17 protein-coding genes and 1 pseudogene are annotated in these 19,208 nt (G+C 61.0%); 11 read left to right on the top strand and 7 right to left on the bottom strand.

Annotated features, from left to right (window positions below; genetic code table 11):
- The first annotated feature begins 19 nt into the window (after positions 1-19).
- Positions 20-1,018, top strand: a complete 999-nt coding sequence (locus EFR00_RS01475) for a GlxA family transcriptional regulator (protein ID WP_077994242.1) — start codon at positions 20-22, stop codon at positions 1,016-1,018.
- On the opposite strand, the gene EFR00_RS01480 is transcribed toward EFR00_RS01475, so the two are convergent.
- Positions 993-1,868, bottom strand: a complete 876-nt coding sequence (locus tag EFR00_RS01480; RefSeq protein WP_077994241.1) for a LysR substrate-binding domain-containing protein — start codon at positions 1,866-1,868, stop codon at positions 993-995. The genes EFR00_RS01475 and EFR00_RS01480 overlap by 26 nt on opposite strands.
- 111 nt (positions 1,869-1,979) lie before the next feature.
- Here EFR00_RS01480 and EFR00_RS01485 point away from each other — a divergent pair, with 111 nt between their 5' ends.
- Positions 1,980-2,885, top strand: coding sequence for a DMT family transporter (locus EFR00_RS01485; protein WP_077994240.1), 906 nt, complete (start codon positions 1,980-1,982; stop codon positions 2,883-2,885).
- A 167-nt stretch (positions 2,886-3,052) separates the two neighbouring features.
- Here EFR00_RS01485 and EFR00_RS01490 read toward each other — a convergent pair whose 3' ends face one another.
- Complete coding sequence (locus tag EFR00_RS01490) at positions 3,053-3,487, bottom strand: hypothetical protein (RefSeq protein ID WP_040113014.1); 435 nt, start codon at positions 3,485-3,487, stop codon at positions 3,053-3,055.
- Positions 3,488-4,106: 619 nt separating this feature from the next.
- On the opposite strand from EFR00_RS01490, the gene fdhA reads away from it, so the two are divergent.
- Positions 4,107-5,297, top strand: a complete 1,191-nt coding sequence (gene fdhA / locus EFR00_RS01495) for a formaldehyde dehydrogenase, glutathione-independent (protein WP_004674667.1) — start codon at positions 4,107-4,109, stop codon at positions 5,295-5,297.
- Positions 5,298-5,472: 175 nt separating this feature from the next.
- Here the strand turns inward: fdhA and EFR00_RS01500 are convergent, their stop codons facing one another.
- Positions 5,473-6,279 (bottom strand): ABC transporter substrate-binding protein, encoded by an 807-nt coding sequence (locus tag EFR00_RS01500; protein WP_040113013.1) that lies wholly within the window; start codon positions 6,277-6,279, stop codon positions 5,473-5,475.
- A gap of 124 nt (positions 6,280-6,403) precedes the next feature.
- On the opposite strand from EFR00_RS01500, the gene EFR00_RS01505 reads away from it, so the two are divergent.
- Both EFR00_RS01505 and EFR00_RS01510 read left to right on the top strand, forming a co-directional pair.
- Positions 6,404-8,770 (top strand): putative bifunctional diguanylate cyclase/phosphodiesterase, encoded by a 2,367-nt coding sequence (locus EFR00_RS01505; protein WP_077994237.1) that lies wholly within the window; start codon positions 6,404-6,406, stop codon positions 8,768-8,770.
- A gap of 75 nt (positions 8,771-8,845) precedes the next feature.
- Positions 8,846-9,430, top strand: coding sequence for a cysteine hydrolase family protein (locus tag EFR00_RS01510; protein ID WP_040113011.1), 585 nt, complete (start codon positions 8,846-8,848; stop codon positions 9,428-9,430).
- Positions 9,431-9,521: 91 nt separating this feature from the next.
- On the opposite strand, the gene EFR00_RS01515 is transcribed toward EFR00_RS01510, so the two are convergent.
- Positions 9,522-9,839 carry a hypothetical protein gene (locus tag EFR00_RS01515; RefSeq protein ID WP_010054050.1) on the bottom strand — a complete coding sequence of 106 codons (318 nt, stop codon included), beginning with the start codon at positions 9,837-9,839 and terminating at the stop codon, positions 9,522-9,524.
- Positions 9,840-10,037: 198 nt separating this feature from the next.
- Positions 10,038-11,105 (bottom strand): ABC transporter ATP-binding protein, encoded by a 1,068-nt coding sequence (locus tag EFR00_RS01520; protein WP_077994236.1) that lies wholly within the window; start codon positions 11,103-11,105, stop codon positions 10,038-10,040.
- A 337-nt stretch (positions 11,106-11,442) separates the two neighbouring features.
- Between EFR00_RS01520 and EFR00_RS01525 the strand changes: the two are divergent.
- From EFR00_RS01525 to rbsK, 6 genes and pseudogenes are all read left to right on the top strand, one after another.
- Positions 11,443-13,082 (top strand): annotated as a pseudogene (locus tag EFR00_RS01525) (extracellular solute-binding protein).
- A 71-nt stretch (positions 13,083-13,153) separates the two neighbouring features.
- Positions 13,154-14,272, top strand: a complete 1,119-nt coding sequence (locus EFR00_RS01530) for a carbohydrate ABC transporter permease (protein ID WP_077994235.1) — start codon at positions 13,154-13,156, stop codon at positions 14,270-14,272.
- Positions 14,272-15,183 (top strand): carbohydrate ABC transporter permease, encoded by a 912-nt coding sequence (locus tag EFR00_RS01535; protein ID WP_040113007.1) that lies wholly within the window; start codon positions 14,272-14,274, stop codon positions 15,181-15,183. The genes EFR00_RS01530 and EFR00_RS01535 overlap by 1 nt, the downstream gene beginning before the upstream one ends.
- 16 nt (positions 15,184-15,199) lie before the next feature.
- Complete coding sequence (locus EFR00_RS01540; protein WP_040143069.1) at positions 15,200-16,228, top strand: LacI family DNA-binding transcriptional regulator; 1,029 nt, start codon at positions 15,200-15,202, stop codon at positions 16,226-16,228.
- A gap of 43 nt (positions 16,229-16,271) precedes the next feature.
- Positions 16,272-16,733: an RbsD/FucU family protein gene (locus EFR00_RS01545; RefSeq protein ID WP_009990172.1), complete on the top strand. Its 462-nt coding sequence runs from the start codon at positions 16,272-16,274 to the stop codon at positions 16,731-16,733.
- Positions 16,730-17,659: a ribokinase gene (gene rbsK / locus EFR00_RS01550; protein ID WP_010042076.1), complete on the top strand. Its 930-nt coding sequence runs from the start codon at positions 16,730-16,732 to the stop codon at positions 17,657-17,659. The genes EFR00_RS01545 and rbsK overlap by 4 nt, the downstream gene beginning before the upstream one ends.
- 1 nt (position 17,660) lies before the next feature.
- Here rbsK and EFR00_RS01555 read toward each other — a convergent pair whose 3' ends face one another.
- Together EFR00_RS01555 and EFR00_RS01560 are read right to left on the bottom strand one after the other, a co-directional pair.
- Entirely contained in the window at positions 17,661-18,116 is a 456-nt protein-coding gene (locus EFR00_RS01555; RefSeq protein WP_040143067.1) for a pyridoxamine 5'-phosphate oxidase family protein, read from the bottom strand.
- A gap of 170 nt (positions 18,117-18,286) precedes the next feature.
- Positions 18,287-19,201, bottom strand: coding sequence for an SMP-30/gluconolactonase/LRE family protein (locus tag EFR00_RS01560; protein WP_040143064.1), 915 nt, complete (start codon positions 19,199-19,201; stop codon positions 18,287-18,289).
- Positions 19,202-19,208: the final 7 nt, after the last annotated feature.

The following is a 19,208-nucleotide window of genomic DNA, read 5'->3' on the forward strand; positions in this document are numbered from 1 at the left end:
ACATTATCGGAAAGAGGAGATGGCTTTGCTGCAGCGATCGAAGCAACGGCTCGATATCGACCTTCTCGTCCTCCCGGATACGAACCTGATCTTGATTGCATCCGTCATCGAGCCGCTGCGCGGTGCCAACCGCATCGCCGGCAGCGAGCTCTATCGCTGGCGGCTTCTGACGCCGGACGGAGCACCGGTGCCGACCACCAGCAATATCGCCGTGCCTGCCCAGGGAAGCTTCCGGGCGTCGACTGAGGACGCACCGCTTTTCGTGCTGGCCAGCTACGACTGGCGCCGCAGCGCGACGCCGGCGCTGAAAATGCAGCTGTCGCGGGCCGCCCGCTACCGCACGGTGATTGCCGGCGTCGAGTCCGGCACATGGCTGCTGGCCGAAGCAAGCCTGCTCGACGGCCTGTCGGCGACCGTGCACTGGGAGGACTACGAAGATTTCGCGCTGGCCTATCCCGAGGTCAGGGCCGTCAAGGATCGTTTCGTGATAGACGGCAAGCGGCTGACGACCTCAGGGTCGCTGCCGACCGTCGACCTGATGCTCGAAGTGATCCGGCAGCGGCAGGGTTATTCGCTGGCGCTCGAAGTCAGCCGGCTGTTCCGTTACGAGCAGCCTTCCTTCCATATCGACGAACCGCTTTCCGCAGCCTCGGCGGGACTGCGCCTGCATGACCCCCGGGTGACGCAGGCGGTGCATCTGATGGAAGAGCATATCGAGCAGCCGCTGGTTTTGGCCCGGCTCGCCCGCAGGGTGGGCGTCAGCGCCCGGCATCTGCAGGATCTTTTCCAGCAGAGCATCGGCGCACCGCCGCATGTGCATTATCTCGCGCTGCGTCTGAACACGGCGCGCCGCAAGGTGATCGAGACGACGGCCTCCTTCGCCGACATTGCGGCGGCGACCGGCTTCAATTCGGCCTCGGCCTTTGCGAGGAGCTACCGGGCAAGTTTTTCCGAGAGCCCGTCGGAGACGCGGCGCCGCTTGCGCCGTCGCATCACGCCATCGCAGGCGTCGCCATAGGCTGGAAAGCGTCCCGCACCATCTCGGCGAGTTCCCGAACGGCTTCGCTGGAACGATAGGTGCTCCGGCGCAGCACCACTTTTGAGGAATCGACCGGCGGAAAACCGTCTTCGGCGGTCAGTTCCCGGCAGCCGGACGGGATGCTGCTGCGGGAAAGCGTCGTGACGGCAAGGCCGGCGGTCAGGGCATTCTTCAGCCCCGAGCCCGTATCGGCGATGAAGGCAATGCGGTAATTGCGGCCGATCTGCTCCAGCGACCGAAGCGCAAAATCGCGTGACCAGGTGGAGTTGCGATAAGTCGCAATGGGAAGGGGATCGAGATCGTGCAGCCGATGGACCATCGATGTGACCCAGACGGTCGGATCGACGCAGAGGACCTCGCCCTTGTTCTGATCGCTCCAGTCAAAAACGACGGCAAGATCGAGTTCGTCCCGTTCCAGGGCGGCAAGGTTGCGGACCGTGTAATCGCAGGAGACGGTTACTTCGACCGCTGGGTGGCGCACCGCAAAAGCCGCGAGCGCCGCCGGCAGCACCGTCTGGCTGTATTCCTCGGGAATTCCAATGCGCACCGGCCCGTCCAGAGGCTTGCTGCGGATCGTCGCTGCGGCCTCGTTCAGGAGATCGATGACCCTGCGGGCATAGGGCACGAGCTGAATGCCCTGGCGCGTGAGCAGCACGCCGCGGGCGCCGCGCTCAAAAAGGTTTTCGCCAATCGCCGCCTCGAGCCTCTTGATCTGGGCGCTGACGGCAGATTGCGTCCGCCCGATGCGCTGGGCGGCCGCCGAAAAGTTCGACGTCTCCGCGACAACCAGGAAGGTTCTGAGAAGGTCGCTTTCGATCGGCTCTTGCATCGGTAGCCATAGAAAAAACTGATGATAGCTATCACTACTATCCGTTTGTCTAATGTCAATTCCTGGCGCAGAAATGAGCGGCGTTCGACTTCCTTCTTTGAGAATCTCTGCGTGACTATTGAAAATCCGACCACGCGCCTCGCAGGCAGCGAGCACGAGAAGGGTGTGCTTCTCATCGTTGCCGCGACGCTTGCCTGGAGCGCGAGCGGCGTTTACTCGCGACTCCTCACGACCGACGTATGGACGGCGATCGCCTGGCGGTCGCTGTTCGGAGGCCTGTTCCTGCTGATCCCCTGCCTTTTCCTCGAAGGGGGCATCTCGCGGCGGCAATGGCGTTCCGTCTTCCATCCGTCCGGTCTTGCGATGATCGCATGCCAGACCTTCAGTCAGGGATGTTTCATCGGGGCGCTCTACATGACCACCGTCGCCAATGTGACGATGATCTATGCGACGACGCCCTTCATCGCGGCTCTGTTCGGCTGGCTCATCCTCAAGGAGAGGGTCGCCAGGCGGACGCTGATCGCCGGCGCCGTGTCCCTCTTCGGCGTCGGCGTCATCGTCGCCTCGTCGATTGGCGGCGGCACCGGCTGGGGCGACCTCTTGGCGCTCGGCATGACCGCCTCCTTCGCGCTCGTTATCATCATTCCGCGAATCGATCCCGGCGTCCCGAGCCTGCCGCCGACCGTCGTCAGCGCTTTCCTGACCCTCGTCATCTTCGCGCCGTTCGGCTCGGTCGGCTCGCTCGACTTGCACAACTGGATCGTCCTTGCCGCCTTCGGCGCCACCAATTTCTCCCTCGCCCTGGTGCTCTTCCTCGCCGGGGCAAAGCGGATGCCGCCGGCGGAAGCCGCGCTGATCGGCACGATGGAAATCGTGCTGACGCCCTTCTGGGTCTGGCTGCTGTTTTCAGAACAGCCGCCCGTCGCCACATATTTCGGCGGCGCGATCATCCTCGGCGCCGTGTTCTGGCATACCGCGGTCGACTTCAACCGAGGCCGGCGGTCTTACGCCGGCTAGGGCAACCCCGCAAAAGCGCGTAGCGGTTTTGCCGGGAAAAGCGCGAAGCCTATCCTCCGGTTACCGGACAACCGTTTTGCGCGGATCCTGTTCGCCTTGCCGTGGCGCGTGACCTGCCGGCAGCCGTGACGGGCCGCGAACGCCAGCCTTACAGCGTCACGGCTTTTTTAGCCGAAGAACGCACGAAGCTGAGCGAAAAACCCGCTTGGTCTCGGATCTGCGATCCTGCGCACGCGGCGAGCGACTGCTGCCGCGCTGACACTTTCGCCAAAATGACAGAAGCAGACAAGCTCGTGCAACTGTTCGTCGCCGAGTTCGAAGAACCGTTTGGCTTCTCCATAGCTGTCATTTTCCATTCCGGCCGCCCGCAGAATGGGATCAGCGAACGCAACGGAGATCGGGGTGTCGTCACCCCGCAGGGCAAGCCGATCTGCGATCGGCTGATACTCTGTCTCGTGAAGCGTCCTCAAAAACGGTTTGGGGCTGCGTTCGAGACATTCGGCCCAGCGTTCAATGCGTTCGCGCCGCGTCAGTTCAAGGGGCTTTATGCTCGTGCTGATTTTCGCAACTGTTTTCAGCTGCTCCAGTGCATGCTGTTCCATTCCGGCCTCCTATCTTCGGAAAAATAGACGGTCCGCTCCCAAAAACAGCGTGGCTCAGGACGCAGCCGATGTCCAATCACGATTGGAAACGGCATCTGCCGCTGGCCGAACAGATATGATCATCGGAGACTGAAGACGACGACTTTGCCGATTGTCGTCTTGAGGGGCACCCGTGTCGTTTTTCCGGGCTCTGTTTTTCGTCAGGCATGGTTTTCTTGTCACGTTCACGGCGCTGCCGCGCAAGCGAGCGACATGAAGTATGGCAGACAGGCCGCCGGCGCGCTGCCACGGTGGTAGAAGGACTGAAATCCTCTGGGATCACCGGATCGTTATCCGGAAGATATCCAGATGGATCGAAAGGAGGTTCTGTAGCCTAAACCAGCTCTTTTCGCAGCAGATCTACGGATTGCGGCGGGCGATGACGAGAGCGGCACGACAAGGCAAGCCCTATCGTACTCACTCTCTCCTCGATCCAGTCTGTCCCCGCCTATCTGCGAAATTCGAACACCGCCGGTTGCGGCGTGTGAATGCCGGACTGCAGAGGAGGCAGGCCGGAGGAAAGCATCGCCATCGGCTGCATCGGCTGCAGATCGAGGCATTCAACAAATGGGAGGAATCCATGAGCAAGAATAGAGGCGTCGTTTATTTGAGGCCGGGCAAGGTCGAAGTTCGCGACATCGACGACCCGAAGCTGGAAGCGCCCGACGGCCGCCGCATCGAACACGGCGTCATTCTGAAAGTGATCTCGACCAACATCTGCGGCTCCGACCAGCACATGGTCCGCGGCCGCACGACGGCGATGCCTGGCCTGGTCCTCGGTCACGAAATCACCGGCGAGATCATCGAGAAGGGGATCGACGTCGAGATGCTCGACATCGGCGATATCGTCTCGGTGCCGTTCAATGTCGCCTGCGGCCGTTGCCGCTGCTGCAAGTCCCAGGATACCGGCGTCTGCCTGACGGTCAACCCGGCCCGCGCCGGTGGTGCTTACGGCTATGTCGACATGGGTGGCTGGATCGGTGGACAGGCACGCTATGTCACTATCCCCTACGCCGATTTCAACCTGCTGAAAATACCGGATCGCGACAAGGCAATGGCGAAGATCCGCGATCTCACCATGCTCTCCGATATTCTGCCGACCGGCTTCCATGGCGCCGTGCGCGCCGGCGTCGGCGTCGGCTCGACGGTCTACATCGCCGGCGCCGGCCCTGTCGGCCTTGCAGCGGCTGCTTCCGCCCGTATCCTCGGCGCTGCGGTCGTCATGATCGGTGATTTCAACAAGGACCGCCTGGCACATGCGGCCAAGGTTGGCTTCGAACCGATCGACCTTTCCAAGAGCGACCGTCTAGGCGACATGATCGCTGAGGTCGTCGGCAGCAACGAGGTGGACAGCGCCATCGACGCCGTCGGCTTCGAGGCCCGCGGCCATTCGGGCGGCGAACAGCCGGCGATCGTGCTCAACCAGATGATGGAGATCACCCGCGCCGCAGGCTCGATCGGCATTCCCGGCCTCTACGTCACCGAGGATCCTGGCGCCGTCGACAATGCCGCCAAACACGGCAACCTTTCGCTTCGCTTCGGCCTCGGCTGGGCCAAGGCGCAGTCCTTCCACACCGGCCAGACGCCGGTGCTCAAATACAATCGCCAGCTCATGCAAGCGATCCTCCACGACCGCCTGCCGATCGCCGACATCGTCAACGCCAAGGTCATCCCGCTCGACGAAGCCGTCCAGGGATATGAGAGCTTCGACCACGGCGCGGCGACGAAGTTTGTTCTCGACCCGCACGGAGAGGTCGCGAAAGCCGCCTGACGATAAAGCATATCGCGCAAAAGCGTGCAGCGGGCGCGCTTTTGCTCCTTGTTCTTATGTATGTCGTTGTCCCGGAACCGCTGCACACTTCCGGGCGACATGCATCAGGCACCAAAACGGAGATGGCCGGGAAGAACCGGCCATCTCGCATCAATCACGTAAATTCTGTAGCCTTCTACTCGATGCTGAACGGGAAATATTTGGCATTGATCATGTCATAAGTCCCGTCTTCCTTGATCGCCTTCAACGCCTCGTTCAGGCGTGCAAGACGCTCCTTGTCGTCCAGACGCACCGCAATCCCGGCACCTTCACCAAAATAAGTGACGTCGACCAGATCCGGCCCCTTGAATGCGCAGCAGGTTCCCGCCTTCGTATTGGCGATCCAGTCGTAAATGGCGAGCTTATCCTCAAGGATAATGTCGACGCGCCCGTCCGACAGGCCTTTGTACAATTCTGGAGACGACCGGAATACCGTCTTCTTCATGTCGGGATAGAAATGGTTGGCGTAAGATTCCTGCGCCGTCGAAGAGGTCACCCCGAGTTTTTTACCACTGAGGGCGGCGGGGCTGACGTCGCTGATCGGCGAATCCTTCCGAGCGATGAACACTGACGGACTGTTGTAGTATTTCTCGGTGAAAGCGACTTTCTGGCGCCGCTCCAGGCTCATCGACATCGATGAGATGATCGCGTCGTATTTTCCGGCAATAAGATCGGGGATCATGTCGTCCCACTTCTCGATGATGAATTGGCATTCGAATTTGCCGGTCTCGCAGAGGGCATTGGCAATATCGATGTCGAAACCCTGAAGTTTGTTGTTCGCGTCGAGATAGTTGAAGGGCGGAAACGCACCTTCGACGGCGACTCTCATCGGCATTGGCTCTTGCGCGGCCACCGGCAGCGGCGAGACCGCAGCCAAAACGACAGCCACCCCGCCCACCATCAGCGCTCCGCGCAATAAAGTCTGTATGGATATTCGCAACATCGCCGGAACCCCCTGGGCGTGATCGATCTCGCCCCATAGTGCGCCGCAGCCTTTAATTCTACGTGAACGCTTATTTGTTAGCGTTGACGAATGCGCCCGTATCGTGGTGTCCAGGGGTCCAGGCTTGCACATCGTTGTTCCTTCCAGCTCCAACACGTTTCAGAAGTCCTGGATCGCCTCGGGAAGAATTCTCTTTCTGATCGCCATCAGCGGGCTCGGAGCGATTGGACTCGTCGTGCTATCGGCGCTCTGGGCGGGAACCGAAAGCGACGCTGCGGCCCTTGATCGCCAGCGTCAGCTGGTGAATGCCCGCCTGCGCGAACAGGTCGATCAGGTCGCCCATGTCATCGGTCAGTTCGGCAACGGCTATCTCGCCCGCGTTTATCCCGCGTCCCGGTCGGCAGGGGTTTCCTCCAGCCTCGATACGGTTCTGACCGGGGCGGCCGGCAGCGCAATCAGCGAAACCGCAATGTCCGCCTTCGGATACGATCAGGCCTTTGTCGTCGACGAGAAGGCTCAGCTCAGCATGCTGACCGACGCGAAAACCGAAAAACGCTATCGGTGGATGAAACCTCTCTTTTTGCCGCTCCTTAAAGACAGCCGTCTTACGGCAAGCCAAAGCCCGACTTTCAGCGACCGAATGCCATCCTCGCTGGAAAGCCGTCGGGCGAGCGCGCTTCGCCCCAACCATGCGCTCGCCAATCTGATGCGGCTGGAGGGCCGGCCGACGATCGTTGGCATCGTCGCCATCAACGAAGCGCCCCAGGGCCAGCCGCAGCCGATGCGGCAATTCCTGATCGTCGTGCGGTTTCTCGATGGTGCGGCCCTCGACGAACTGAGCCGGCAACAGGGCCTCAACGGAGCCCGCTTTGCCCGCACGGCCGATCCCGACGAAAATGAGGTCGCGTTCCAAATCGACGCGACGGCAAATGGTGAACCGATCGGCTTCATCGTGTGGCGACCCGATCTTCCAGGTTCACGGGTGATAGGCCGATTGATGCCGGCGCTTTCGATTGCCGCCCTGGTGATCGCCGTGCTGCTTTCGGTGCTGCTGGTACGGCTGCGGAGCAGTCTCGGCGAATTGAAGAGAAGCGAGCTGCATGCAAGGCAGCTTGCCTTGCATGACGTGCTGACCGACCTTCCAAACCGCGCTTTGTTCGCTATGCGGTTCGAGGAATGTCTGACCGACACGCGGCATTCGACCGAGCGCTCAGCCGTAGCACTTCTCGACCTCGACCGCTTCAAAGCCGTGAACGACACGTTCGGCCATGCCGCCGGAGATGAACTCATCAGGATGGCCGCGGAGCGGATCCGGTCCGTCCTTCGCCCTGATGACACGCTCGCCCGGCTCGGGGGCGACGAATTTGCCCTGCTTCTGCGGGACATCAAAAATGACGATCAAATCCTGCTGTCCATATGCGACGCGATCGTCGCCGAACTTGGCAGGCCCTTCCCGCTTCTGAGGGGCGAAGCGGTCGCCCGGGTTGGCGGCTCGATCGGCATCACCATCGTGCCGGACGCCGGACGAAATGCCGATGACCTCATGCGTTATGCCGACGTCGCGCTTTACGAGGCAAAGATGGGCGGGAGAGGCCAGTGGCGCGTCTATTCCCCGTCCATGGACGGCGGCAGAAACGCGCGCGACATTCTCAAGAACGAATTGCGCGAAGTCCTGGCCCAAGGCACGGCCGCTGACGGTTCGAAACCCGGCCTCGGTAGCGGCAAGCCTGACTTCGGATCGCTTGAGGTCTATTACCAGACGGTGCATCGCGCCGAGGGCGGATATACAGCCTCGGGCGCTGAGGCTCTCGTGCGCTGGCGCCACAGTCAGCGCGGACTGCTGACGCCTGCGAGCTTTATCCCAGTGGCCGAAGAGGGCGGCCTCATCGACGCTCTCGGTTTCTGGGTCTTGCGGGAAGCCTGCAAAGCCGCCTGCAAATGGCCCAAAGACACCTTCGTGGCGGTCAACGTGTCGCCGGCTCAGCTGAGAAGACCAAACTTCGCCGAGGAAGTCTTTGCCGTGCTTGAAGAGACCGGCCTACCGCCATCCCGCCTCGAGCTCGAGCTCACCGAGTCCTCGCTGATCGAGGATAATTCGGATGTCTATACGGTCCTGAAATCGCTGCGCAGCCGGGGCATTCAAATTTCTCTCGATGATTTCGGCACCGGCTTTTCGTGCCTCAGCCACCTGGTGCGTTTCGACATCGACCGCATCAAGATCGATCGTTCCTTCGTCTCGCAGCTCGGCGCAAAAGCCAACGGTGCGGCGATCATCGGCGCGATCGTCACCCTCAGCCGCAACCTCGGCATCTCGACGACAGCGGAAGGGGTCGAAACCGAATATCAGCGCGACTTTCTAACCGCCCTCGGCTGCACCGATCTCCAAGGCTATTTCTTCTCCAAACCGGTTCCTCTTCGCGAACTCGACTGCTTCGCCAAGTTGGAAAACAGCGCCGGGTCACGGACGATCGCCTCAGGAGCCATCGCCTAGAGAGCCGCTGATCTTCATCTGTCGGGAACTTTCGTTCCGGGCAGCGGTTGACGCCCGAAACGAACGGAGAATGTGATGGGCGGGATCGGCGAGTGGCGGCATCTTTGCGTCGACATGCAGCGCATGTTTGCCGAAGAGACCCCGTGGCACGTGCCCTGGATGGTTCGGATCTCTCCACAGATCGAGGAACTTGCCGGCCGGCATCCTTCCCGGACGATATTTACCCGCTTCGTGCCGCCGCAGCATCCGGACGCGATGCCGGGAAAATGGCGCGACTATTACCAGAAATGGTGGATGATGACGGGCGAGCATCTCCCGCGCGAGTTCGTCGAACTGGCCTCCTCGCTAGCCTCGCTTGTTCCGCCGGCGCGAACCTTCGACAAGTGCACCTATTCGCCCTGGATCGACGGCCGCTTTCATACACTCCTTCAGTCGGAGCGGGTCGACACCCTTGTGATCACCGGCGGGGAGACGGATGTCTGCGTGCTTGCGACGACGCTCGGTGCCATCGATCTCGCCTATCGTGTCATCGTGCTGAAGGACGCCGTCTGCAGCAGCGCCGACGACACGTATGACGCGTCGCTGGAACTGCTACACGATCGGTTTTCCGTCCAGCTGGAACTCATGGAGACCGAGGAATTTCTGAGTGGCATCGGCTGAGGAGCGTGTATTTCGATCTCCTTGCTCTTGGAACCCGCTCACGGCCCATCCGAGCATTGACCGATCAAACTCAGCCGAACCTCTCGAAGGCTCACTGCGGATCTTGGCTAGCGGCTCGCTTCTCGTCTTCAGCTTCTTCCAGCGCTGCGCTCAAGAGTTGAAGCGCGAACTCCTTTGCGGCCTTTTCGTCCTCCGTACATAGCTTCAACGGGGCGCACCTTTCCTTCAGATTGCGAATGAGCTTTCGGCGAAGCCTGGAAACCAGATGCGAATCTGTTTTTGCAATAAGCTCCTGCAGGCAGGTGACGGCAACCACTTCGAACATCAAAAGCCTGCCCTCGACTTCGCCTTGCGAAGGAATGGGGAACCGCTCACCGCCCCGCTTTAGATCTCGCTCCGTCGAAAGCATCTACAGCCTCCAAACCGATGATAAGCCTGATCGATGAAATCACATATCGAAAGTTCTCGGCCGCTCCTCCCGCCGTCGCTTGAGGAACTGTAGGCGATGTTCAAGGACGGCTTAGGAGCAATGTGCTCTCGGATCATTGCCGACGCCGCGCAGCCCACGCGCTTATCGGGCGACCTGACGTCGACAAGAAGCGGCTGCTCAATCTCGCCGCAGCGTCTTGCCGGACTCCGCGTCAAACAGATGAAGCTTACCCGGCCGAGCGGCTATCGTCACGACCTGACCCGGCTCGAAATCGTGCCGTTCGGACAGCACGGCGACAAGCTCCCCGGAGCCGTAGCGCAGAAACACCATCGTCTCGTGGCCGGTGGGTTCGGTGACGGTGACGGTCGCGCTCAAGCCGCTTGGGCCGAGCGACAGATGTTCCGGGCGCACACCGAGCAGCACAGTCTGCCCGTCGGTCGCTTCCGGCGTGAAACCAAGCGCAATTTCGTCTCCCGTCTCGGTGACGAAGGACGCACCATCGGCCTTGTAGCGGCCTTTCAGCAGATTCATCGACGGCGAGCCGATGAAGGTCGCCACGAATGTATTGCGGGGTCGATCGTAGAGCTGCAGGGGCGTTCCGGTCTGTTCGACCTTGCCGCCCTGCATGACAACGATCTTGTCGGCCATGGTCATCGCTTCGACCTGATCATGGGTGACATAGATCGTCGTGGTTCTCAGCCGTTGGTGGAGCTCCTTGATCTCCTTGCGCATCTGCACGCGCAGCTTGGCGTCGAGGTTCGACAGGGGTTCGTCGAAGAGGAAGACTTGGGGCGACCTGACGATGGCGCGCCCCATCGCGACGCGCTGCCGCTGGCCGCCGGAAAGCTGGCGCGGATAGCGGTCGAGATAGGGCACGAGGTCGAGCGTTTCGGCCGCCGCCTGCAGGCGCTGTTTGATAACGTCGGCCGGCTGCTTCTGCAGGCGCAGTGCAAAGACCATGTTTTCGGCAACGGTCTTGTGCGGGTAGAGCGCGTAGCTCTGGAAGACCATCGCAATGTCGCGGTCCTTCGGCGGCAGATTGTTGACGATCTTTCCGCCGATCGAAATGGTGCCGCCGGTGATGCTTTCGAGACCGGCGACCATGCGCAGCAACGTCGACTTGCCGCAACCGGACGGACCGACCAGCACCACAAACTCGCCGTCGCGAATTTCGATATCGACGCCGTGCAGGATATTTAGGGCGCCGTACGCCTTGCGCGCCTCCGAAATATTGACCTCAGCCATATGCCTCCCAATCGCTTTCCGGCCACCCACGGGCCGATCCCGAGGGATAAAAATCTCTCGACAATATCCGCGGCATCAAGCTTGAGAAACCCGCCTCCTGCCGCTGCTCGAGATACCGCCGAACCTCCTCCATGAAACGTTTCATTTTATGTTGACTTTTCCCGCTTGCCGTCTAATGCTCGATGACGAGACCGAGAGGAGCGGTTTCAAACAGGAATATGAAACGTTTCATTTTCCTGTTTACCAGATAGTTCTGCACGAGACCAGTCCCAAAATCGGACCGGGTCCAGTTCGGCAAGACCGACTGGCGGCAGCGCACAACGTGGAGGAGGAAGACATGAAAGTCGAAATTTACGATGCATTGATGCGCCGTCAGGCAAGCCGCCGTGACGTCCTGCGCGGAACGGCAAGTGCAGCGGCTCTGCTCGGCCTATCAGGCGCAATGGGCGGAATTGCCGGCACCGCCTTCGCCGCCGATGATCTGCGCGCCCAGATCCTGCAGATCCCCGGCGTCGGCAAGGGCTCGCCGACGGATGCAGACTGGCAGAAGGTCGGCGAGCTCTGCCTCGGTCCGACCAAGGCCAACGTCAAGCAGGGCGAATTCGCCGGTGTCGAGCTGACCTTCATGGGGCTCAACAACCAGAACCTTCACAACTTCCTGTTCCGCGGTTTCCTGAAGCCGTGGGAAGCCTATACCGGCGCCAAGATCAACTGGATCGACCTTGCGCAAGCGGACTACAATGCCCGCCTTCAACAGTCGATCGCCACCGGCACAGTTGATTACGATATTCTGGAAATGGGCGCGCCCTTCGAAGGCGACACCGCCGGGCGAGGGCTTTTGGACGAGATGCCGGACTGGGCTGCAAAGCAGATCGAAGCCGACGACCTGGTGAACTACCTAAAGCCCCCGGTCGGCACCTGGGACGGCAAGACCTACCGCGTCACAATAGACGGCGATTGCCACACCTTCGCCTATCGTAAGGATTACTTCGGCGAAGGCTCGATCAGCGGCATGGCCGAGCCGCCGAAGACCTGGCAGGACGTCAACGCGGCGTCCAAGGCGCTGATCGGCAAAACCGATCCGCTGACCGGCCAGCCGGCCTACGGTTATCTCGACCCGCTCAAGGGCTGGGCGGTTTCGGCTTTTATTTCATCGAGAACCGCGCGACCGCCTATGCCAAATATCCGGGCGACCCGGCGTGGTTGTTCGACCCCGAAAACATGAAGCCGCTGGTCAACAACCCCGCCTGGGTCCAGGCGATCCAGGATGTGCTGGATCTGATCGCCGCCAAGGCCTATCCGGCCGATCAGATCAATGCGGATCCCAACACAACGGCCTTCTCGCAGTTCCTGGCGGGCACCGGCGCGATGCTGATGTGGTGGGGCGACGTCGGCTCCAGCGCGCGCACTTCGGACTCCTCAGTTGTCGGCGATGTGGTCGGCTTCGGCATCAACCGCGGCTCCAACCGGGTCTACAACCGCAAGACCGGACAATGGGAAGAGAAGTATAACGAAGCGCCCAACATGGCCTATCTCGGCTGGGGCATCTACGTCACCAAGCGGGTCTCCAGTGACGAGAAGAAGCGCAAGGCGGCCTGGTCTGCGGCAGCCCATCTCGGCGGCAAGGATCTGTCGCTTTGGACCTCGGCCTATCCCTCGGGATTCCAGCCCTATCGTCAGTCCAACTTCAACTACGACGAATGGGAAAAGGCTGGTTACGACCGCGCCTTTGTCGAGGACTATCTAGGTTCGAACGCCGACAGCTATAACCACCCAAATGCTGCGATCGAACCGCGCATACCCGGCATCTTCCAATATTACTCCGTTGCCGAGGACGAATTGGCAAAGGGTTTTGCCGGACAGTACAAGTCGGCACAGGAGACCGCGGATGCGATTGCGGCCGCCTGGGAAAAGATCACCGACCAGATCGGCCGCGACAGCCAGCTGAAACTCTATCGGGCGAGCCTCGGGCTCTGACCCTCTGACCAAACGCGCCGGCGGACCGAAAGCGATCCGCCGGCGCCTTTTCTATCCGGGCGAGGAATATCATGTCGACAGTCGAAGGCGACCTGCTGCACACGGTCGAAGCCGGCTCCATTTCCGCGAGCCGCCGTTTCTGGGGTCGCGCGGCTCTGTGGCTCAGCGCCGCATGGTTCATAACATCCTTTGTCTTGCAGGGTGCCCATGAGCTGGGCTGGCCCGAATGGGGTTTTGCGAACTGGCGACCCGTCCTCTATGCGTACTTCCTCTGGGCCGCGGTTCTTTGCGTCACGCGCGTGGTCATTTACGGCGAGGCCGGCAAGAAGGCGCTTTTTGTGCTGCCGGCCGCGCTTTTCGTCGTGTCGATGGTGGTGTTTCCACTACTCTTTGCGCTCTGGATCGGCTTTTCCGATTGGAACCTCGCATCTTCTGCCGGGAGGCGTTTTAACGGGCTCGACAATGTGCGAGGGATGATCGCCGATCCGTTCTATGCCAACGCCTTGCTCAACATGATCCTTTATTCCCTAGCGATTGCAGTCGAATACGCGATCGCCTTCGGCCTGGCGCTGCTCCTCAATCAGGAAATTCTTGCCCGGAAGTTCTGGCGGGTCACCTTCCTCGTACCCTTGATGCTGTCGCCGGTCGCGGTGAGCTGGATGGTCGGCAAATCGATGCTGGAGACCCGTTTCGGCCCGATCGCGCGCCTGGCCCGCTGGCTCGGCTGGGAAAACCCTTCCTTTTTCGGCGATCCGCTGACGGCGCGGCTTTCGGTCATGATCATGGATGCCTGGACCTTCATTCCGTTCATGATGATCATGCTGCTTGCCGGACTGCAGGCTCTGTCACGCGAGGTGCTGGAAGCGGCCGAAGTCGACGGCGCCACCAAGTGGCAGCGCTTCTGGCAAGTCATTTTCCCGCTCATGCTGCCGGTGTCGGTCACGGCGGTGATGATCCGCATTATCTTCAAGCTCAAGCTCGCCGACATCATCATCACGGTGACATCGGGAGGCCCGGGCGGGGCGACCGATTCCGTCACCAGTTTCATCTATCGCGAATACCGCGACCGTTCGAATGTCGGCTATGGGACGCTGCTCGCGCTCGTCTATCTGGTGATCATCGTCGTCGGGATGACGGGGCTGATGAAGATTTCCGACCGTATCGTCAAGCGGATGACAGGAAGGCTCTGATGGTTCGCATCGATCTCGAAAAATACGGGCGGGGCCAGCGCATTCGCTGGTGGGCCATGCGTTTTGCCGTCTACGGCCTGCTCATCATCTGGGCATGTGTCTGCATCTTCCCGCTGTTCTGGACGGTTTCGACCTCGTTCAAGACGGCGGCGGATGTCATGCGCGGCAATCTGATCCCCTGGTTCAATTTTACGCCCAGCTGGCTCGGCTGGCGTTCGCTCGGGCTCTCTCCCGATACCATCTCGCAGATATCGACGGTGCGCGACGAATTCATGCGCCGGCTCTGGAATAGCGTCATCATCTCGGTCACGGCATCGGCCCTTGCGGTCGTGCTCGGATCGCTGGCCGCCTATGGGCTCAGCCGCTTTTCCTACAAGTTCGGCCATATGCGCAATTCCGACATCTCCTTTTTCTTCCTGTCGCAGCTCATCATGCCGCCGGTCGTCCTCGCCCTGCCATTCCTGGTTCTCTACAAGGAACTGGCGCTGCTCGACACTTATGCCGGCATGATCGCCGTCTATACGCTGATGGTTCTGCCGATCGTCGTCTGGATCATGCGCGACCAGTTCGCCACGATACCGGTAGAGCTCGAAGAGGCAGCTCTGGTCGATGGCCTGTCGGTCTGGGGCGCGTTTGCCCGCATCATCGTGCCGCTGGTTCTGCCGGGCATGGTCGCCGCCTTCCTGCTGGCGCTGATCCTGTGCTGGAACGAATATTTCTTCGCCGCGCTGCTGACCTCCACCAACACCAACACGCTGCCGGTGATGATCGCCAGCCAGACAGGCAGCCAGGGCATCAACTGGTGGTCGATGGCTGCCCTTTCCACCGCCGGGATCCTGCCGCTGGTCGTCGTCGGCGTTGTGCTGGAAAAGCATATCATCGCTGGGATGACCGCAGGCGCCGTAAAATAGCTGCGGGATGTTGGAAATGGCGAAGATGCCGACAGTCAAGGACGTTGCCGAACATGCGGGCGTATCCGTGGGCACCGTTTCGCGCGTGTTGTCGGGCGAAGCCGCGGTCAAACCGATGCTGCGCGAAAAGGTCAACGATGCCATTTCGGCGCTTGGTTACCGGCCGAACGTCACCGCAAGAGCGCTGCGCACCAGCAGAACCGACGTCATCGGCCTCGTCGTTCCCGACATCACCAATCCCTTCTTTGCGCAGCTTGCGGCAAGCGTCGAGCGTGCGGCGCTCGAATGCGGTCACAGCCTGATGCTGGCAAGCTCGCATGACGACAGCGAGGCGGAGCAGAGCCACGTTTCGGCCTTTCTCGACCGGTCGGTGCGCGGCATCATCGTCGTGGCTTCGAGCGACGGTTCGGGTCTTGATCTGCCGGCTTCGGTCCCGGTCATATCGCTCGACCGGCGCTTCGGCACCTTTCCCCTGGTGTCGACCAACCATGCGCAAGCGGCCACCCTGATTGCCGATCATCTTTATGGGCTGGGGCACCGGCGCATTGCCTATATTGCCGGGCCGACCGACACCGAAGCCGGGCGCATGCGCAAGGAGGCCTTCGTCAGCCGCATGGACGGGTTCGCCAAGACCGGCGAGGCCGTTGACCTGGAAATCGTCTACGGCAGATTCGACTACGAGTCCGGCGAAAGAATTGCCCGTAACCTGCTTTCGCGCCGGGCGCAGGACCGGCCGACGGCGATCGCGGCCGCCAGCGACCAGCAGGCTATCGGCGCACTACGCGCGGCGCGCGACCTCAAGATCGACGTGCCGCGAAAACTGTCGGTCACAGGTTTCGATGACATTTCGCTCGCCAATCTCGTGGTGCCGCGACTGACCACCATACGCCAGCCGGCCGACATGCTGGCACGGCGCGCGGTCAGCCTTCTGCTGGAGGAGCCGCCGGGCACGGCAGACGAAATGGTCGACGGATCGCTGATCGTGCGCGGTTCCAGCGGCCCATGCCCCCAACCGAAGCCGGATATCACAGGGCATACCAATTGAAGCACGGCCGGTGCTCCGGCCACGAGAAAAGGATGGAAGATCAATGCTCAAGGGAATCAGGGCCGAACTCAACGGCGACATTCTTCAAGCACTTTGCAATATGGGGCACGGCGACTATCTCGTCATCTCCGACATGAATTTTCCATCGGATTCGATCGCCCGCCAGACGCGTCTCGGTAAATTGCTGACCATGGAGAACATTCCTGCGCCGCAGGCAATCGAGGCGATCTTGTCGGTCTTGCCCCTGGACACACCGATCCAGCCGTCGGTGGGCCGTATGGAAGTGATCGGCAAGCCGGATGAAATTCCGCCGATTCAGCAGGAAGTTCAGGCGATTGTCGACCGCGCCGAAGGCAAGCCCTCGCCGATGTATCCCGTCGAACGCATGGCCTTCTACGACATCGCCAAGAAGGCCTATTGCGTGATCGCAACGGGGGAATTGCGGTTTTACGGCTGCTTCCTTCTGACCAAGGGCGTCATTCCAGCGGAGGAAGCTCGGAGATGAGCGAGAAAAGCGGGATCGTCATTCTCGGCATTTTTGCCGCCGACACCGCCTATAAGGCGAAGCGTCTGCCCCATATCGGTGAGACGCTGATGGGTTCCGGTTTCACGCTCGGGCCGGGAGGCAAAGGGTCCAATCAGGCAATTGCGGCGGCAAAGGCCGGCGGCAAGGTGACCTTCATTTCAAGGGTCGGCAACGACCCGTTCGGCGAGATGGCGCTTTCAGCCTATGCGGAGGCGGGCGTCAAAGCCAATGTCATGAAGATGGACGGCGTTTCGTCAGGCGCCGCCTTCATCTTCGTCGACGAGGTGAGCGGCGACAATGCCATCATCGTCGCGCCGGGTGCGGCGGGCCTCATCGGCATCGAGGATGTCGATGCGAACCGGGCCGAGATCAAAAGCGCCGCCATCTTCATGACTCAGCTCGAACAGCCGCTCGAGGCGGCCATCCATGGACTGTCGATCGCCAAAAGGGCAGGGGCCACGACGATCTTCAACCCTGCGCCCGCACGCACGATCCCAGACAGCATCTACGCTCTGTGTGATTTCATCGTCCCCAATGAAGTCGAAGCAGCGGAATTGGTGGGCCATGCTATCGAAACCGATGAGCAGGCAGGTGCAGCGGCTCGCACACTGGTCGATCGGGGGGCGCGAGCAGTGATCATCACTCTCGGCGCGCGCGGGGCCTACTATCACGCCGCCGGGCAGAGCGAATTCGTCCCTGCATTTCGGGCGGGAAATGTCGTCGACACGACGGGAGCCGGGGACGCTTTCCTCGGCGGCTTCGCAACGGCGATTTCCGAAGGATACGCACCGATCGAGGCCATCCGCTTCGGCTGTGCGACCGCAGCGATCGCCGTGACACGGCCGGGCACTGCGCCCGCCATGCCTTCCCGGTCCGAGATCGACGCCTTGCTGCGTTCCTCCTAATTCAGGACCGCGCGCTGGAACCGGCGAGGGTGACTTCGCCGTTGTCTTCACCGTCCCAGTATTGGATAGAGGACGCCGACACCTTGATCAGCACGATGCCAGGCGTGTCGATCCCTTCCGGGAACCAGCGCTTGAGATCGGCAACCCAGTGTTCTTCGAAGGCGGCCCTTTCTCGCACCAGCGATGCAACGCCTTCAATCGCAATGAAGATTCCAGGCTTGCCAAGCAGGCTGGGGGGAGCCGTGAACGTCAGCGACACGTCCTTGTTGCTTTCGATCTCTGCAATCTTCCGGGTTTCCTCGTAGGAGAAGAACCAGGAGTCGCCATCATACTCGACGTCGCCGTTATTGCTCATCGGCCGGCTTGAGATACGGCCGGATCCGGCATTCGTCGAGAACATGCAGAAGTCGATCTTCTTCAGGTGCGAAGAGAGGTCTTCGAGTGTCATGGACGCCATTGTCATCTCCCATGTTTGAATGTGGGGAAGTAGCGTGCAAGCTCACTGATTGTTCCGGCAAGGCGTGATCGGCGGGGCATCTGACGTCCAGTTCTACGTCGAATGCGAAAGCTCGCTGCCGTCTTCGCCGATCTGATGCGCCATGTTACGACAGAACGGAGCACACAAGCTCACGGCATCTGAGCGCCTCTCGTAGCCAGGTATATCGAATAAACCGAGCAGGTGGCCGCGATGAACAGACGGTTACGCCTGGGCCCCCCGAAGGTGAGGTTCGCGACAGCCTGAGGCACGCGTATTTTGCCGATCAGATTTCCCGTCGTGTCGAAGCAATGCACGCCATCGGCCGCACTCGACCAGAGGTTACCCTCCACGTCAGTGCGGATTCCGTCCGGAATGCCATTGTCGATCTGACAAAAAACGCGGCCGTTGGCCAGCCTGCTGCCGCCGACGACGTCGAAGGCGCGAATGTGACGCGGCAGGTGTTCATCGTGGCTTGCTGCCGAATCCGCGACATAGAGAACCGTCTCATCCGGCGAAAAGGCGAGGCCATTCGGCTGAGTGAAATCCTTAGCGACGGCAGCAAGCTCGCCGGTCGCCGAATCGAGCCGGTAAACGTTGCGGGTCGCCTGCTCCGGCTCGGCCTGAAACCCCTCATAGTCGGACATGATACCGTAGGTCGGATCGGTAAACCAGATCGTGCCGTCTGACTTCACCACCACATCATTCGGCGAATTGAGCGGCGCGCCTTCAAAACGGTCGGCAAGCACGGTGATCGAGCCGTCGATCTCGGTGCGCGTTACCCGGCGCGCGCCATGTTCGCAGGAGATCAGCCGCCCCTGCCGGTCGCGCGTATGGCCATTGGCGAAGTTGGACGGCTGACGATAGACAGAGACGCCGCCCTCGGGCGTCCACCGCAGCATGCGCTGGTTGGGAATATCGCTCCACAGAAGCTGATTCGCATCGTTGAACCAGACGGGACCCTCCGCCCAGCGGCAGCCGGAATAGAGTTCGTCGAGGCCGGCGCTCGTCACAATCATCTGCCGGAACCGCGGGTCGTGAATTTCGTAGATGCTGGCCTCTGCCATGATGGTC

Source organism: Rhizobium sophoriradicis (assembly GCF_003939025.1).
GTDB lineage: Bacteria > Pseudomonadota > Alphaproteobacteria > Rhizobiales > Rhizobiaceae > Rhizobium > Rhizobium sophoriradicis.

What these genes read in the sequence shown, in the direction of transcription:
- EFR00_RS01475 (WP_077994242.1), top strand. Translation starts at nt 20, where the DNA reads ATGGCTTTGCTGCAGCGATCGAAGCAACGGCTCGATATCGACCTTCTC.
- EFR00_RS01480 (WP_077994241.1), bottom strand. Translation starts at nt 1,868, where the DNA reads ATGCAAGAGCCGATCGAAAGCGACCTTCTCAGAACCTTCCTGGTTGTC.
- EFR00_RS01490 (WP_040113014.1), bottom strand. Translation starts at nt 3,487, where the DNA reads ATGGAACAGCATGCACTGGAGCAGCTGAAAACAGTTGCGAAAATCAGC.
- fdhA (WP_004674667.1), top strand. Translation starts at nt 4,107, where the DNA reads ATGAGCAAGAATAGAGGCGTCGTTTATTTGAGGCCGGGCAAGGTCGAA.
- EFR00_RS01500 (WP_040113013.1), bottom strand. Translation starts at nt 6,279, where the DNA reads ATGTTGCGAATATCCATACAGACTTTATTGCGCGGAGCGCTGATGGTG.
- EFR00_RS01510 (WP_040113011.1), top strand. Translation starts at nt 8,846, where the DNA reads ATGGGCGGGATCGGCGAGTGGCGGCATCTTTGCGTCGACATGCAGCGC.
- EFR00_RS01515 (WP_010054050.1), bottom strand. Translation starts at nt 9,839, where the DNA reads ATGCTTTCGACGGAGCGAGATCTAAAGCGGGGCGGTGAGCGGTTCCCC.
- EFR00_RS01520 (WP_077994236.1), bottom strand. Translation starts at nt 11,105, where the DNA reads ATGGCTGAGGTCAATATTTCGGAGGCGCGCAAGGCGTACGGCGCCCTA.
- EFR00_RS01530 (WP_077994235.1), top strand. Translation starts at nt 13,154, where the DNA reads ATGTCGACAGTCGAAGGCGACCTGCTGCACACGGTCGAAGCCGGCTCC.
- EFR00_RS01535 (WP_040113007.1), top strand. Translation starts at nt 14,272, where the DNA reads ATGGTTCGCATCGATCTCGAAAAATACGGGCGGGGCCAGCGCATTCGC.
- EFR00_RS01540 (WP_040143069.1), top strand. Translation starts at nt 15,200, where the DNA reads ATGGCGAAGATGCCGACAGTCAAGGACGTTGCCGAACATGCGGGCGTA.
- EFR00_RS01545 (WP_009990172.1), top strand. Translation starts at nt 16,272, where the DNA reads ATGCTCAAGGGAATCAGGGCCGAACTCAACGGCGACATTCTTCAAGCA.
- rbsK (WP_010042076.1), top strand. Translation starts at nt 16,730, where the DNA reads ATGAGCGAGAAAAGCGGGATCGTCATTCTCGGCATTTTTGCCGCCGAC.
- EFR00_RS01555 (WP_040143067.1), bottom strand. Translation starts at nt 18,116, where the DNA reads ATGGCGTCCATGACACTCGAAGACCTCTCTTCGCACCTGAAGAAGATC.
- EFR00_RS01560 (WP_040143064.1), bottom strand. Translation starts at nt 19,201, where the DNA reads ATGGCAGAGGCCAGCATCTACGAAATTCACGACCCGCGGTTCCGGCAG.